The following is a 14,782-nucleotide window of genomic DNA, read 5'->3' as shown; positions in this document are numbered from 1 at the left end:
ACAATCTTACCACTCCCTTACTTAATCGATTGAATTTTTGTTATGGGTGCAAATGCAACTAATAGACGTTTAATTCCTTTTTCTGGAAAGGCAATGTCAAGTTCCATATCCTCACCAGTTCCATTAATTTTAACAACAGTTCCAGTTCCCCACGTCTTGTGTTTGACTTTATCACCAATATTCCATGACTTCTTGTCAGCACCAGTTCCTTGGGGTTTTTCGACTCGTTTGTTAGGGCGATGATATGGTTCACTAAAGGCTCGATTGGTTCGTTTATTATATTCACTACTGGTGTCAAATGGAGTCTTAGGTCCCGTTGGAATTGAACTCTCATTATCCAATACATCCGAATTAATTTCATCCATAAATCGTGACTCGGGATTATTTTGCATTCTACCATATAACATTCGTGAGTATGCATTTGTCATATAGAGTTTAGTCTGAGCCCGCGTAATTCCTACATAGGCTAACCGTCGTTCTTCTTCTAACTCACTTTCCTTTTCAGTAGCTCGACTAAGAGGAAAAATTCCTTCTTCCATCCCAACCATAAAGACGACTGGAAATTCAAGTCCTTTAGCAGCATGCAAAGTCATTAAAGTCACCTGTTTAGCCGATTCATCAACATCGTCTTGAGCCGATACAAGGGCCAGATCAGCCAAAAAATCTGTCAAACGACTATCACTACTACCAGTCTGTTCATCATACTTTAAATCAGAATCTTTTGTGACAGAAAGAAATTCTTCAATATTCTCAATCCGTGTCTGTGACTCCAGTGAATTGGTTTTCTTTAGATCAGCCATATATCCAGATTGATCCAAAAGTGCTTCGGTAATTTCCGTAACGGTCATATCCTTTTGCTTTTTTTGAACGTTTGATATGACATTAGCAAAATTAGCAATGGCATTTCGAGCACGACTGGAGATATTATTGGCCAAGTCAACATTTTGAGCTGCTTCTAGTAGATTCCATCCATTATCTGCTGCAAACATTCTCAACTTTTCCACACTTGAACTACCAATTCCGCGCTTAGGAACGTTAACAACCCGTTCAAAACTTAATGAATCACTAGGATTAGCAATGAGAGTCAAATACGAAAGAATGTCCCGGATTTCCTTACGGTCGTAGAATTTATGCCCACCAACCATCGTGTACGGAATATTTGATTTCAAGAAGGTCTCTTCGATTACACGAGACTGGGCATTCGTCCGGTACAAGACCGCAAAATCATTATAAGAATAATGATGTTTACTGACCTCATCTTTAATCTTAGACACCACGTAATGGGCCTCACTAGCCTCACTTTGAGCACGATAGTACGTTATTTTTTCGCCAGTATCATTTTCCGTCCACAAATTCTTATCTTTTCTCTCGGCATTGTTTTGAATAACGTCGTTTGCGGCACTTAAAATATTCTTAGTTGAACGATAATTCTGTTCCAGTTTCACAACGTGTGCATTTTTATAGTCATTTTCAAAATCCAAGATATTATTCATGTTAGCACCACGCCAACCATAAATGCTCTGATCAGCGTCACCCACTACACACAAATTTTGATACTTTTTGGCAAGCATTGATACTAATTTATACTGTGCTTCATTGGTATCCTGATATTCATCGACATGGATGTAATGAAACTTATCTTGATAATAATTCAAAACCTCTGGATATTGTTTAAACAATCTAATCGTAAGCATAATCAAATCATCAAAATCGACAGCTTGATTTTCTTGAAGTCGCTTTTGATATTCGAAATATACCTGTGAAACCACTTCTTCAAATGGACTGTTAGCTGAATGTGACTTTTGATAATCTCGTGGAGTCTGTAAATTATTCTTAGCGTTTGAAATGGCACTTAAAATAGCCCTTGGATCATTCTTTTTCGGGTCTAGATCTAAGTCTTTTAAAATTCGTTTTACAAGGGTCTTTTGTTCTCCTGAATCAGTGATAGAAAAAGCACGATTATAACCTAATTTATCAATGTCACGTCTCAAGATTCTCACGCCAAGTGCGTGAAAAGTTGATACCCAAACATCGTCCCCACCGACGCCAAGTAATTTACTAACACGTTCCTTCATTTCGCGAGCAGCTTTGTTGGTAAATGTAATCGCCAAAATATTCCATGGCATCACACCTTTTTTCTCAATTAGATAAGCAATTCGATGAGTGAGCACCCTGGTCTTACCACTTCCAGCACCAGCCATAATCAAAAGTGGACCTTCAGTTTGTTCTACCGCCTCTTGTTGCTTATCGTTCATTGTCTTTAGTAGGTCTGTCTTTGACACGTTAACCAATCCTCTCGCTTTGTAAATCCATCATTAATTATAGCAAAATAGAGCCGACAAATTGCCGACTCTTCAATTTTAATAACATTTAATTTTTGGTCCAAATTCCTGTATTCACAATTCGATTAAACGTCTCTTCGACCGAATTGGTTGGAATTAAAATCACTCCAACCACATCATCATCACGTGCATTACTGTGATAATTAAAATAAAATTGCCAGTTTGGTTGAAGGATTCGTTGTCTAAGAACCTGTTCATATTGCTTTTTCGTAAACAAACGAGCAACCACATCACTAATCTTATTAATCTTAGCTAATGGCAACCCTGAAATGGCCCGAAGATGTTGATCATACTCGCTGATATCAGTAGCTAAATTAAACAAAAAACCGGCATTATTAACGGTTGGATCAATGTTTGTAACGTAAATGTTTTGATCAGCCGTTACACCGAACGATACCTCAAATGAACCAACGTATTTAACATTTTTGCCAATTTGATTAACAATTCTAATCATTTCGTTAATAACGTTAGAATCTGTTTTGGAAGTATCAGTACTTACCGTTTGGAGCATGTTCCCTAAATAACTGGTTTTAACGGCGGGAAATTGTTGTAAATCTTCTTTTACTGATTTAGTAGCAATAATTGCGTATTCGAAACGGTAAGGAACGTAAGATTCCAGTATATATGGACCCCTTTTTAACATATCAGAAGCAAGTGCAATATCATTTGATTCGTTAATAACTAACTGTTGGTTATTAGTCATGTGTCGCTGAATTGGCTTTAAAATTGCAGGATATCCAATTGAATCAATTGCCTGATAGATATCTTCCAAGTTAATAATAGTGACGTATGGTGACGTATTGACGTTAATTTGATCAAAAAAGGCCCTTTCCATCACACGGTCCTGACTAATCTCTAAAAGGGATTCGCCTTGAGGAACATAAGTATACTTTTCGATTTCACTAATAACCTGAGGATCAATGTCATTTGAAACGTATGTAACTAAATCACACTTCTCAGAAAATTCCCTTAAAGTATCAACATCATTAACGTCACCTGTAAATGCGTAATCAGATTGTCTAGCGATCTCGCTATCTGAATTAGAACTATAGGTGGCAATTTTCAATCCCGCGTCGCGGGCCACGTTAACTAGTTGCGTACTACTAAAATAGTCACCAATAATTCCAATTGTGCTTCCTGGGTAGAGTAATACTGAATCCATAGTTTAACCTCCAATAAATCTTTTGCTACATCATTGTTTATCGTATTGATTAAGATGATACTTTTTAATGATTTTAATTATTTTGTCTGCATAAGCCGGGTCTGTTGCATATCCATCGGTACTGAGCGCCTTGGCAGAATCGACGTAATTGTCCGCCGACACAACTTCTTTATATTGCATGGGGTTCCAATCTGTGCCATGAGCTAGTAAAACAGCATGATCTTCAATTGACTCATCCCAATTATCGTAAACGCGAAAACTTCCGTGAACCATTGCAGGTGATCCACTCGTATATTCAGTCGTGTCCAAAGTGACACTCTTTTGTCTAGCACCCGCTTTAACACCAAAAAGATTATTATACTTTGAAGCCAAAGTACTCTGGCCCCAATCTGATTCTAAAATAGCCTGAGCAAGGGTAATGCTAGTCAAAATTTTATACTTCCGTTGCATCTCAACTGACTTCGGTAGAATCTTGTTGATAAATTCCTTATGGTGAACACTAACATTATTTTGTTCATACCGCGGGTTAAAATGAGAATTGCCTAAAATCATCACAGCACCAACGAACATGACTAGCAGGATTAGCACGGTCAGGACATAAGCAACTAACTTATTTTGCTTTTGCTTCTTTTTCCTAGCCACACTAACCCTCCTTACAAATAAATTTACTGTTTAAATTGTACTACAAAAATGTTAAAAATTGACAAATGTTAATTATTCGTTTATATTTCATTAGTTGAATACAATTGGAGGTGGTCAGTTTGGCAAAGAAACACGATGAACAAACGGAGACCGAAAAATCACCCTTTGAAGTTGGCGATGAAGTATCGTTTAAACTTGAAAAGAATGATTTTACCGGTTATATCGATAAAGCTTACAATAATGCCTTTTTGATTACATTTGAATCTGATGATCCAGAAATAATTGATAAGTATCATAACAAGACCGTTATTAATCACAAAGATCTTAAGATGATTAAGCAAGCTCCACGAATTCAAAAAGATCCTGATGAGGGACCAGATGACGATTCAAAACAAGATGGTGACAAAAAATCATCGGACGCATCAAAGTAACAAAAAGCAGATCGTAATGATCTGCTTTTTATTTTTGGATTACTTTATCTAACGAAATAATGATAATTGGACAAACAATTGCTGTAATAATCATTTCTATCAGACCATTGGTTCCAACTACCCCTAATAAGGCATAGATAATTTTGTCAACACTCACATGGTATAGGATTGGGGCTTGCTTTCGATTAAAAATATAAATAAATAACAGCACTAAAATTGTATTGGTCATGGAACCCAAAGCGCATGCAATCACAAGCGAAAGCTTATTATTAAGTAATTTTTTTAACCATTTGTAGGAAAAGCAAGCAACTACCGGGATTAGGGCCCGCGGTAAAATGGCCGTAATCGGATTCTCAAAGACAAGTGGAGCAATTGGACTAGTAGGCCACGTAAAGGCCCTGACAAACACAATTACACCCCAGAGTGTGCCAAGAATAAAGCCATCCTTTAAACCAAGCACTAAAGTCGCTACAATCACGGTAATGGGAATTAACGTAATGCTTAGTGGACCAACCGGAATATATCCTAAAATAGGAACAAAGTTTTGAATCAAAATAATGGCAATAAAAACTGACAAAATTGCAATATGATAATTTCGTGTCTTTTTCATTTTAAATTCACCCATTTAATAAAAAAGCGCTCATGCGGACATGAGCGACAAAATATAATCTTCTGATTAACGTTTTGAGAATTGACCAGCCTTACGAGCTTTCTTAAGGCCAGGTTTCTTACGTTCCTTCATACGAGGGTCACGTGTTAATAAACCAGCCTTCTTGAGGGCTTCTCTAAAGTCTGGATCAACTTCAAGTAAAGCACGTGCAATTCCTAAACGAACAGCACCAGCTTGTCCTGAATATCCACCACCATTAACGTTAGCTAATGTGTCATAGTTACCAAGTGTCTCAGTAACATTGTATGGTTGTAAAATGATTTCTCTTAAATTAGGAAATGGAATGTAATCTTCAACATCTTTGTCATTGATTACAACTTTTCCAGTACCTGGTACTAAGCGTACACGAGCAACTGAATCTTTACGGCGACCTGTGCCGGTATATTGTACTTTAGCCAATTGTGTTTCCTCCTTAAATTAGGTTCTTAATATCAAGAACTTCTGGTTTTTGAGCTTCATGAGTGTGATCTTCACCTGCATAAACGTGAAGTTTCTTAGCGATTTGACGACCTAATGTACCGTGAGGAAGCATACCTTTAACTGAAGTTTCGATAAGTCGATCAGGCTTCTCTGCTCTCATTTGACCAGCAGTAATTGACTTAAGTCCACCAATGTAAGATGTGTGGTGATAATAAATCTTGCCACTAGCTTTCTTACCAGACAATGCAACTTTAGATGCATTGATTACAATAACATTGTCACCTGTATCTACGTTTGGCGTAAATGTAGGTTTATTTTTTCCGCGTAAAATAGAAGCAACGACACTTGAGAGACGACCTAATTCAACGCCATCTGCGTCAATAACGTACCACTTGCGATCTACTTCGCCGGGTTTAGCCATATATGTTGTATGCACTTTTAATTCCTCCATGTTTCCGTGTTTGTTCGACACCTAATAAGTTTCCGGGGCTTATCGTGGGGCAAACAATACCAGTTACAATAGTACTAACATTTCTTCTGAAAGTCAAATTCATTTTAATCATCTGGATGATGTTTTCGTTTTGAATGTTTTGGATCATCTCCTGGATAATAAACCCTTTTTAAGTACAAGCCATTAGCTGGCATTGTTAAACGTGCTTCGTTTCGATCCTTCACTTTGAACAATCGTTGGATATCATGAACTGGCCGCTTTCCCCGTCCAATCTCCATCAGCACCCCAACCATAATCCGAATTTGATTATACATAAAACCATCACCATAAAACTCGAACTGCATCTCATTAGTAACTTTATCTAAGTTAGCATCAACCGAGAAAATTGTACGAACCCGACTTCCTTCCTTTGCACCAGAAGCAACAAAAGACGAAAAGTCATGTTTGCCAACGTAATCATGAATGGCCTCTTCGATCCAATCGAAATTAACGGGAAAACGCCAATGAGCAGTATAATTTCTTTTAAATGGATTGGTAAAGCGCCCTAAATCCAACCGATACAAGTACTTTTTCCCCGTTACATCATAACGAGCATGAAAGTCAGCATTAACCTTTTGCACACTTATTATTTCAATATCCAAGGGACACATACTGTTTAACCCCTTTAACATACTTTCCTCACCTAAATCATAGGGAAAGTCAAAATGGGCAACCTGACCTAGGGCATGAACACCTGCGTCAGTTCTGCCAGATCCATAAAGTAAAACATGCTTGCCACTTTTTTGGGCCATTTTGTTAATAATATTAGTTAAAGTTCCCTCCACCGTTCGCTGCTTGGGCTGCGTTTGAAAGCCAGCAAATTTAGTCCCATCATATGCAAATGTAATTTTATACCGAGTTTTCATCTAATTCCTCACTAAAATAATTACAACCGTTAAAACCATCATGACCCCTAAAGCAACCCAATCAAGGACCGTCCAAGAGACGAGCTGATAATGAGTTCGCTTGACCTCATCAGAATATCCACGAGCTTCCATGGCATCTGCAAGGTGTTCAGCATGACGAAAAGAAGAAACAAACAAGGGAATAATCAGCGACACTAGGCTTTTAGCTCGTTTCATTAATTTGCCTTTACCAAAATCAACACCCCGTGCCCTTTGAGCATTCATAATGTCATTTAACTCATCGATTAGAGTCGGAATAAATTGCAGTGCAATTGAAACCATCATCCCAATCGTTTCAGTGGGAACTTTAACCCACTTAAGCGGTCTCAGAATCGTCTCAACACCAAGTGCAATCATCGATGGACTGGTCGTGATGGTCAAAATAGTAGCAATCGTGATAATAAGGACCAATCGAACAAATATCATGACCGCATTAATAATTCCCGATGAAGTGATGGAGATAAACCATAAATGAAAATAAACCGTTCCGCCATGGCCAAAAAACACTTGAATCAAGACCGTAAAAATAATTAGCCACAGAATGGGTTTGATCCCCTTTAGAAGCATCTTAATTCGAGAATGGGATAAATATATCAGTACCAACGTAAAAAACGTCATACATCCGTAACTGACCCAATTATTGCACATCAAAATAAGCGTAATAATGATAACGGAGCCTAAAATCTTAAACGCTGGATTTAAACGATGAATGAATGAATTTCCAGGAAAGTATTTTCCAAACACAAATTGATCGATTCTACTTCACTCCACTTCGTTTTTGCGTAATTTCGTCAACAACTTCATCCGCTGTTAACGGAATCTTTTTTAATCTGATGCCTCGATTAATTAAATCATAGTATATCTGGACAGAATCAGGAAGCGCTAATGAATTTTGATCGATTAACTTGTAATTGCTGAATAATTCCCTGGGAGTTGAATCAGAACACACTTTTCCACCATTCATAACCACAACACGGGTAGCATTTTGTGCCACCACATCCATATCGTGAGTAACCATGATGATGGTTACTCCATTTTTGTTTAGTTGCTTGATGATCTTTAATATCTCAGTCTTGCCACTAGGATCCAATCCCACCGTTGGCTCATCTAAAATGAGAACGGTTGGATCACATGCAATCGTTCCAGCAATTGCGACCCGACGCATTTGACCGCCAGACAACTCAAAGGGTGAACGAGAATATAGTTCTTTACTAATGCCAACAATTGAAAGCGCCTGAATGGCTCTCTTTTTTGCAACTGCTTCATTTTCGCCAAAATTAAGTGGACCAAAAGATACATCTTTTAGAACATTATCTTCAAACAGTTGTTTTTCCGGAAACTGGAAAATCATCCCGACTTTTTTTCTGAGCTCACTTAGGTTATGGTTGTTAGTTTCACTGTTAATTTTGATTTTGCCAACGGTAACACTCCCCGAAGTCGGTTTCAATAATCCGTTAATCATCTGAACTAACGTTGACTTTCCGCTACCAGTTTTTCCAACAACACCCAAAAATTCACCCTTATTAATCTTTAAACTGACATTACTTAAAGCCTGTCTTTCTGATGGCAGACCGGGTTGATAGACAAAATCAACGTTACTTAAAATAATGTGCTTATCCATTGGCTCATCCCCTCATCATCCATGTACTTGTCAGTAATGTCATATCCTGCATCAAGGAATTTCTGCCTTAACTTCTCACTAAAGGGAAGATCTAGATCCATATCAGCAATTAATTGATGCTTCTGAAAGAAAGCACTTGGTTTTCCGTCAAATACAATTTTATTATTATTAAGTGCTAATATCCGATCGGATTTAGCCGTCACATTGATATCATGCGTAATGGAGAGAATTGTCATATTTTGTTTTTGATTTAATTTGTTGACAACTTGATGAATTTGTCTAGTAGCTAAAGGATCTAGCATACTTGTCGCTTCATCTAGAATTAAAATTTTAGGATCAAGCACAATTGCTCCTGCAATTGCGACCCGTTGCTTCTGTCCACCAGAAAGACTACTAGGAATCTCGTCTCGATATTCCCACATTCCTACCTTTTCTAACGCCGATTTAACTTTTGGCTTCATCGCTTCTCTTGGAACCGCCCGATTTTCAAGTCCAAACGCAACGTCACTTGCTACCGTGGCACCAACAAATTGATCATCTGGATTTTGAAAAACTAAGCCAATTGCTTTTCTTGTTTCGCGGTCATTACCATGAGAGTCCAACCTGATCCCATCTACCACAATTTCTCCCTCACTAGGAGTTAGAAGACCATCAACCAGTTTGGCAATGGTACTTTTACCACTCCCATTGCGACCGATTAATGAAATATATTCACCTCGTTCGCACTGAAAAGAGACATCATCTAATACCTTATGATCATCTTCATTATTATACCTAAAAGAAAGATTGGAAACATTAATGATTGGATTCATGGAATCAGCTCTCCTATTATTAAAATTATGTATAAAAAAATCACTAAAAGATTAAGGCGCATGGAATTAACCACATTCAAGCTAGACTTGGAAAATCCATCATCGTAACACTTTATACCTTTAACCTTAGTGATTCCTATAGTGAAATATTTATTATTCTTAACAAATATCGAAATTATTCGACAAATTGCAAGATTACCATTGGTGCACCGTCACCACGACGAGGCATTGTTTTAAGAATACGTGTGTAACCACCGTTTCGGTCCGCATACTTTGGTGCTACTTCGTCAAATAACTTTTGTAATGCACTAGTTACTTTGATACTATCTCCGTCTTCTTTTACATCAGCAATGGTGTTTTGCAAGTAAGCTGCAGCTTGACGACGAGCATTCAAGTCACCCTTCTTGCCCAAGGTAACCATCTTGTCGGCTAATGATCTAACATCCTTAGCGCGAGCTTCTGTTGTTTTGATTTGACCGTTAACAATTAAGTCAGTAGTCAAATTACGAAGCAAAGCACGACGTTGAGCACTCGTACGTTGTAATTTGCGATAACTCATAACCGGATATCCTCCTTTTTAGTCTTCTTTACGTAAAGATAGTCCTAATGCTGCTAATTTTTCTTTAACTTCATCGAGTGACTTACGGCCAAGATTTCTAACCTTCATCATGTCAGCTTCAGACTTATCAGTTAATTCTTGAACAGTATTAATTCCAGCACGTTTCAAACAATTGTAAGAACGAACTGAAAGATCCAATTCTTCAATTGACATTTCAAGCATTTTTTCTTTATGGCTTTCTTCCTTCTCAACCATAACATTGGCATTCTTTGCTCTGTCAGTTAAATCAATAAATAATTGGAAATGTTGATTTAAGATCTTAGCTGCCAAACTAATTGCATCAGAAGGTGTAATTGAACCATTAGTCCAAACGTCTAACGTCAATTTGTCGTAATCATCACGTTGACCAACACGTGCATCTTCTACTTGATAATTAACACGTTCGATTGGGGTATAAATAGAATCAACTGGTAGAACACCAATTGGCATACCATCGTTTTTGGCTTTGTTTTCTTCAGCAGAAACGTAGCCGCGACCTTTGTTGGCAGTCATGTTCATGTGGAATGTAGTTCCGTCAGCAACCGTTGCAATGTGTAAATCCGGATTTAAAATTTCAACATCACTATCAGTTACGATATCACCTGCGGTTACATCGGCTGGTCCAGTTACATTAATACTCATTGACTTTGTTTCATTGTCATCTGAGTTAATTTTCAAATTAATCTTTTTAACGTTCAAGATAATTTGAGTAACATCTTCAACTACACCCTTTACAGTTGAAAATTCGTGTAGAACGCCATCAATTTGGATGCTAGTAACCGCAGCTCCTGGTAATGAAGCCAACAAGACACGTCTAAGTGAATTGCCTAAAGTGGTACCATATCCTCTTTCGAGTGGTTCTACAACTATTTCACCATAGTTGTCTGTTTCTTCAATTTTGTGAATGTTTGGCTTTTCAAATTCAATCATTGTAGTCTCTACCCCTTTCAAAACGCATTGAGTAATTTAAAACTTTAACGTTCATTAAATATTAAACTCTACGACGTTTTGGAGGACGAGAACCATTGTGTGGAACTGGAGTTACATCACGAATTGCAGCAACTTCCAAACCAGTACTTTGTAAAGCACGAATAGCTGACTCACGACCAGATCCAGGACCTTTAACAGCAACTTCTACTGATTTCATTCCATGTTCCATTGCAGTCTTAGCAGCTGCTTCAGCAGCCATTTGAGCAGCAAATGGGGTAGACTTACGACTTCCACGGAATCCCAATGCACCAGCTGATGACCAAGCAATAGCATTCCCTTGAACATCGGTAATCATAACCAAAGTGTTATTAAAGGTTGAGTGAATGTGTGCTACACCAGACTCAACGTTTTTTCTTGCTTTACGCTTACGAGTATTTTTAGTTTTAGCCATAAAAACTGATAGCCTCCTTCTTTATTATTTTTTACCAGCGATTGTGGTTTTCTTACCTTTTCTTGTACGTGCGTTATTTTTCGTGTGTTGACCTCTAACAGGTAAACCGCGACGATGACGCATCCCACGATATGAACCGATTTCTTGAAGAGTCTTGATACTCATAGTAACTTCTCTACGTAAGTCACCTTCGATTGTGTAACCATCAAGAGCTTCTCTGATCTTATCTTCTTGATCAGGTGTTAAATCACGTACACGAACGTCTTCTGATACCCCAGCTTTTTTCAAAACTTGCTGAGCAGTTGTGTTTCCAACACCATAAATGTATGTTAACGCAATAACAATTCGCTTATCACGTGGTAAATCAACTCCGGCAATACGAGCCATTAAAGTCCACCTCCTATAATTTTAATTTATTTATTTTCCTTGTCTTTGCTTGTGCTTAGGGTTTACAGGGCAAACCACCATCACACGGCCTTTTCTCTTAATAATCTTACAATGTTCACACATTTTTTTTACTGATGGACGTACTTTCATTTTTTATAACCTCCTATATGAAGGGTTTACTTAAATCGATAAGTAATTCGACCCTTTGTTAAATCATACGGTGACATTTCAACGGTTACACGATCTCCTGGTAGGATCCGAATGTAATGCATTCTGATCTTGCCAGAAACGTGTGCCAAAATTTCATGACCATTTTCAAGCTCGACCTTAAACATTGCATTAGGTAAAGTCTCTGAAACCTTACCCTCAACTTCAATTACATTATTTTTAGACACGAATAATCCTCCAAAATTACTAAACTCGTAAGTATCACTTACAAATAGACATACAAACTATAATATACCACATCACTGACATTCCAGCAATCAAACGACAATTTACTAATTTAAATTGCTTAGAATTTTCTCAATGTCGTTACTAACGTCTGCAATATCTCGATCACCCTTAACTGAATGCAAAATGCCGCGATCCTTGTAAAAGTCAATTAAAGGAGCATTACTCTTTTCATTGATTTTCAGACGATTCTTGACAGTTTCAGGTTTATCATCACTTCTTTGATAGAAGACGTGAGCACCGCAAACATCACAAGTACCATCAACTATAGGTTTTTTATATAATTTATGATAAGTTGCGCCACAGTTTTTGCAGATGAAACGACCCGACAAACGTTTGATTAAAACACTTGGATCGACTTCAATATTAATAACTGCATTCAACTCTTTGCTCATTTTCCTAGTCATTTCCTCAAGGCTTTTAGCCTGATCAATGTTTCTAGGAAAACCATCTAACAAATAACCTTTGTCAGTATCAGGTTGTTTAAGACGATCCTCAACAATCCCACAGGTAACATCATTAGGAACTAATTCACCCTTATCGATGTATTGTTGAGCCTTAATTCCCATGGGAGTTTTGTTTTTCATTGCTGCCCTAAATATGTCTCCAGTTGAAATATGTGGAATCCCATATTTTTCAACAATGAATTCAGCTTGAGTACCTTTTCCAGCTCCTGGAAGACCCATTAGTAATAAATTCATTGACATTTAAATTCCTCCACTACTTGTTATCATCCGGAGTACTTTGAATAAATCCAACGTACTCTTTTCTCATCATTAATCCTCTAATTTGTTGAATGGTTTCAATAGCAACTCCAACGATAATCAAGAGGTTAGTACCACCTAGTCCAATTGATTCGTTTAAGTTCCAAACATTTTGTGCAATCAATGGAATTAGAGAAACAACACCCAAGAACAAAGCACCAACGGTACTAAGTCTCATCAACAATCGAGAAATATATAACTGAGTTTCACGACCAGGCCATACTCCCGGAATGTAGCTACCTTGTTTTTGTAAGTTTTCCGACAATTTCTGTGGATTAACTTGAACAAACGCATAGAAGAAAGTAAATACAACAATTAAGAGGGTGTAAAACGCAGCTCCAAGTGGGGTCTGCATGTTAAACAACTTACTTAAAAATTCATACCATCCGGATCCTTGAAAGTTTTTGGTGAAAAACATCAAAATCGTTTGAGGAGTGGAAATAAATGCACTTGCGAAAATAACTGGAATAACTCCAGCGACGTTAACCTTCAAGGGAAGGTAACTGCTGTCTGGTGAACCTGATGTTCTTCTAGTATATTGAATTGGAATTCTACGTTCAGCTTGTTGTACCCAAGTAACAAAGGTAACAATAATCAAAATTACAATAATCAAGGCAATAATGAAAAGAGCTGGCTTCCAAATTTCATTCATTGGTGTACCTTCAACGTATTGACGATAAACACTCATAACTCCACTTGGCATTTCAGCAACAATTCCAGCAAAGATGATCATTGAAACTCCCTGACCAATTCCTTTGTCAGTAATCATGTCGCCCATCCACGTAGTGAGCATTGTACCAGCAGTCAAAATTAAACCAATACTAATGTAAGTTCCCATTCCAGGGTTCTTAACTAAATGAAGACTACTCAAAGCATTAAATCCAGCAGTAATACCAATTGACTGTACAAATGCTAAAACAATCGTTAACCATCTTGTTACCTGATCCAGTTTTTGCCTTCCGACTTCACCTTGTTTCCCCCATTCAACGAATCGAGGAACGATATCCATCTGAAGTAACTGAACAACAATTTGTGCAGTAATGTATGGTGAAACTCCCATTGCAAATAATGAGTAATTAGTTAATCCACCACCACTAAACATATTCAATACATTAACTAAACCTGAGGATGCAACACTTTGCAAAGCTTCCGCATTGATTCCAGGCACAGTAATGTAAGCACCTAAACGGAAAACTGCCAATATAAAAAGGGTAAATAAAATCCTTTTTCTAATATCTTTTTCTTCAAAGGCATTCTTTAAGGTAGTGAACATTAAATCACCTCAGCTTTACCGCCGGCATCTTCAATTGCTTTTTCAGCACTCTTTGAGAATTTGTTAGCTTTAACAGTGAGCTTCTTAGTTAACTTGCCATCTGCAAGAACTTTAACGCCATCATTTGAGCCCTTAATCATTCCTGCTTGAATCAATACATCTGGAGTTACCTCTGAGCCATCATCAAAATTATCTAAATCAGCTAAGTTAACGATCGCTAAAACTTTTCTGTTGAAGTTGGTAAATCCACGTTTTGGAATTTGACGGTATAAAGGCATTTGCCCACCTTCAAAACCAACACGAGTTTTGCCACGAGCCTTTTGACCCTTCTGGCCACGACCTGAAGTCTTACCTTTACTACCAAGACCACGACCTAAACGAGTTCTTGATGAACGTGAACCGTTAGCAGCTTTTAATTCATTTAACTTCAT

At 37.6% G+C, this 14,782-nt stretch carries 20 protein-coding genes; 1 reads left to right on the top strand and 19 read right to left on the bottom strand.

The window, feature by feature from the left end; translation table 11 throughout:
* Positions 1 to 17: 17 nt before the first annotated feature.
* The 3 genes from pcrA to AC6UDC_RS02725 all read right to left on the bottom strand — a co-directional run bounded on the left by pcrA (position 18) and on the right by AC6UDC_RS02725 (position 4,146).
* Complete coding sequence (pcrA, locus tag AC6UDC_RS02735; RefSeq protein WP_500721157.1) at positions 18 to 2,282, bottom strand: DNA helicase PcrA; 2,265 nt, start codon at positions 2,280 to 2,282, stop codon at positions 18 to 20.
* A gap of 88 nt (positions 2,283 to 2,370) precedes the next feature.
* Entirely contained in the window at positions 2,371 to 3,504 is a 1,134-nt protein-coding gene (locus AC6UDC_RS02730) for an ATP-grasp domain-containing protein (protein WP_500693570.1), read from the bottom strand.
* A 30-nt stretch (positions 3,505 to 3,534) separates the two neighbouring features.
* Complete coding sequence (locus AC6UDC_RS02725; protein WP_500721155.1) at positions 3,535 to 4,146, bottom strand: glycoside hydrolase family 73 protein; 612 nt, start codon at positions 4,144 to 4,146, stop codon at positions 3,535 to 3,537.
* Positions 4,147 to 4,265: 119 nt separating this feature from the next.
* Here AC6UDC_RS02725 and AC6UDC_RS02720 point away from each other — a divergent pair, with 119 nt between their 5' ends.
* Positions 4,266 to 4,577: a DUF2187 family protein gene (locus AC6UDC_RS02720; RefSeq protein ID WP_500693568.1), complete on the top strand. Its 312-nt coding sequence runs from the start codon at positions 4,266 to 4,268 to the stop codon at positions 4,575 to 4,577.
* Positions 4,578 to 4,605: 28 nt separating this feature from the next.
* On the opposite strand, the gene AC6UDC_RS02715 is transcribed toward AC6UDC_RS02720, so the two are convergent.
* The 16 genes from AC6UDC_RS02715 to rplO form a co-directional block, all read right to left on the bottom strand.
* Positions 4,606 to 5,187 (bottom strand): ECF transporter S component, encoded by a 582-nt coding sequence (locus AC6UDC_RS02715; protein WP_500699288.1) that lies wholly within the window; start codon positions 5,185 to 5,187, stop codon positions 4,606 to 4,608.
* Between the two features lie 66 nt (positions 5,188 to 5,253).
* The gene (rpsI, locus tag AC6UDC_RS02710) at positions 5,254 to 5,646 is read right to left on the bottom strand and encodes a 30S ribosomal protein S9 (protein WP_500696539.1); all 393 of its coding nucleotides are present in this window, start codon (positions 5,644 to 5,646) and stop codon (positions 5,254 to 5,256) included.
* A gap of 13 nt (positions 5,647 to 5,659) precedes the next feature.
* The gene (gene rplM / locus AC6UDC_RS02705) at positions 5,660 to 6,103 is read right to left on the bottom strand and encodes a 50S ribosomal protein L13 (RefSeq protein WP_500693566.1); all 444 of its coding nucleotides are present in this window, start codon (positions 6,101 to 6,103) and stop codon (positions 5,660 to 5,662) included.
* A 119-nt stretch (positions 6,104 to 6,222) separates the two neighbouring features.
* A complete protein-coding gene (gene truA, locus AC6UDC_RS02700; RefSeq protein ID WP_500721153.1) occupies positions 6,223 to 7,023 on the bottom strand; it encodes a tRNA pseudouridine(38-40) synthase TruA in 801 nt (266 codons plus the stop codon).
* Complete coding sequence (locus tag AC6UDC_RS02695) at positions 7,024 to 7,806, bottom strand: energy-coupling factor transporter transmembrane component T family protein (protein ID WP_500699284.1); 783 nt, start codon at positions 7,804 to 7,806, stop codon at positions 7,024 to 7,026.
* 13 nt (positions 7,807 to 7,819) lie between these two features.
* A complete protein-coding gene (locus AC6UDC_RS02690) occupies positions 7,820 to 8,683 on the bottom strand; it encodes an energy-coupling factor transporter ATPase (protein ID WP_500706318.1) in 864 nt (287 codons plus the stop codon).
* A complete protein-coding gene (locus AC6UDC_RS02685; RefSeq protein ID WP_500695228.1) occupies positions 8,662 to 9,495 on the bottom strand; it encodes an energy-coupling factor transporter ATPase in 834 nt (277 codons plus the stop codon). Before AC6UDC_RS02685 ends, AC6UDC_RS02690 begins: the two co-directional genes overlap by 22 nt.
* A gap of 175 nt (positions 9,496 to 9,670) precedes the next feature.
* A complete protein-coding gene (rplQ, locus tag AC6UDC_RS02680; protein ID WP_500700794.1) occupies positions 9,671 to 10,054 on the bottom strand; it encodes a 50S ribosomal protein L17 in 384 nt (127 codons plus the stop codon).
* An 18-nt stretch (positions 10,055 to 10,072) separates the two neighbouring features.
* Entirely contained in the window at positions 10,073 to 11,023 is a 951-nt protein-coding gene (locus AC6UDC_RS02675) for a DNA-directed RNA polymerase subunit alpha (protein ID WP_500693560.1), read from the bottom strand.
* A 61-nt stretch (positions 11,024 to 11,084) separates the two neighbouring features.
* Positions 11,085 to 11,474, bottom strand: a complete 390-nt coding sequence (gene rpsK, locus AC6UDC_RS02670; protein ID WP_010022745.1) for a 30S ribosomal protein S11 — start codon at positions 11,472 to 11,474, stop codon at positions 11,085 to 11,087.
* A 24-nt stretch (positions 11,475 to 11,498) separates the two neighbouring features.
* The gene (rpsM, locus tag AC6UDC_RS02665; RefSeq protein ID WP_500693559.1) at positions 11,499 to 11,861 is read right to left on the bottom strand and encodes a 30S ribosomal protein S13; all 363 of its coding nucleotides are present in this window, start codon (positions 11,859 to 11,861) and stop codon (positions 11,499 to 11,501) included.
* Positions 11,862 to 11,891: 30 nt separating this feature from the next.
* Positions 11,892 to 12,011 (bottom strand): 50S ribosomal protein L36, encoded by a 120-nt coding sequence (gene rpmJ, locus AC6UDC_RS02660; protein ID WP_010022743.1) that lies wholly within the window; start codon positions 12,009 to 12,011, stop codon positions 11,892 to 11,894.
* Between the two features lie 26 nt (positions 12,012 to 12,037).
* On the bottom strand, positions 12,038 to 12,256 hold the full coding sequence (infA, locus tag AC6UDC_RS02655; RefSeq protein WP_010022742.1) for a translation initiation factor IF-1: 219 nt from the start codon (positions 12,254 to 12,256) through the stop codon (positions 12,038 to 12,040).
* Between the two features lie 105 nt (positions 12,257 to 12,361).
* Positions 12,362 to 13,021, bottom strand: coding sequence for an adenylate kinase (locus AC6UDC_RS02650; protein ID WP_500693558.1), 660 nt, complete (start codon positions 13,019 to 13,021; stop codon positions 12,362 to 12,364).
* 13 nt (positions 13,022 to 13,034) lie between these two features.
* On the bottom strand, positions 13,035 to 14,351 hold the full coding sequence (gene secY, locus AC6UDC_RS02645; protein WP_500721150.1) for a preprotein translocase subunit SecY: 1,317 nt from the start codon (positions 14,349 to 14,351) through the stop codon (positions 13,035 to 13,037).
* On the bottom strand, positions 14,351 to 14,782 hold the full coding sequence (rplO, locus tag AC6UDC_RS02640; protein WP_500693556.1) for a 50S ribosomal protein L15: 432 nt from the start codon (positions 14,780 to 14,782) through the stop codon (positions 14,351 to 14,353). The genes secY and rplO overlap by 1 nt, the downstream gene beginning before the upstream one ends.

This window comes from Fructilactobacillus sp. X7R7C1 (assembly GCF_059901065.1).
This window is presented reverse-complemented; position numbering and strand designations above follow the sequence as displayed.

Coding starts and splice junctions, on each gene's coding strand:
- rpsM (WP_500693559.1), bottom strand. CDS start 11,861: ATGGCTCGTATTGCCGGAGTTGATTTACCACGTGATAAGCGAATTGTT.
- AC6UDC_RS02730 (WP_500693570.1), bottom strand. CDS start 3,504: ATGGATTCAGTATTACTCTACCCAGGAAGCACAATTGGAATTATTGGT.
- AC6UDC_RS02685 (WP_500695228.1), bottom strand. CDS start 9,495: ATGAATCCAATCATTAATGTTTCCAATCTTTCTTTTAGGTATAATAAT.
- AC6UDC_RS02715 (WP_500699288.1), bottom strand. CDS start 5,187: ATGAAAAAGACACGAAATTATCATATTGCAATTTTGTCAGTTTTTATT.
- AC6UDC_RS02650 (WP_500693558.1), bottom strand. CDS start 13,021: ATGTCAATGAATTTATTACTAATGGGTCTTCCAGGAGCTGGAAAAGGT.
- rpmJ (WP_010022743.1), bottom strand. CDS start 12,011: ATGAAAGTACGTCCATCAGTAAAAAAAATGTGTGAACATTGTAAGATT.
- rplO (WP_500693556.1), bottom strand. CDS start 14,782: ATGAAGTTAAATGAATTAAAAGCTGCTAACGGTTCACGTTCATCAAGA.
- secY (WP_500721150.1), bottom strand. CDS start 14,351: ATGTTCACTACCTTAAAGAATGCCTTTGAAGAAAAAGATATTAGAAAA.
- AC6UDC_RS02675 (WP_500693560.1), bottom strand. CDS start 11,023: ATGATTGAATTTGAAAAGCCAAACATTCACAAAATTGAAGAAACAGAC.
- rpsK (WP_010022745.1), bottom strand. CDS start 11,474: ATGGCTAAAACTAAAAATACTCGTAAGCGTAAAGCAAGAAAAAACGTT.
- rplQ (WP_500700794.1), bottom strand. CDS start 10,054: ATGAGTTATCGCAAATTACAACGTACGAGTGCTCAACGTCGTGCTTTG.
- AC6UDC_RS02690 (WP_500706318.1), bottom strand. CDS start 8,683: ATGGATAAGCACATTATTTTAAGTAACGTTGATTTTGTCTATCAACCC.
- truA (WP_500721153.1), bottom strand. CDS start 7,023: ATGAAAACTCGGTATAAAATTACATTTGCATATGATGGGACTAAATTT.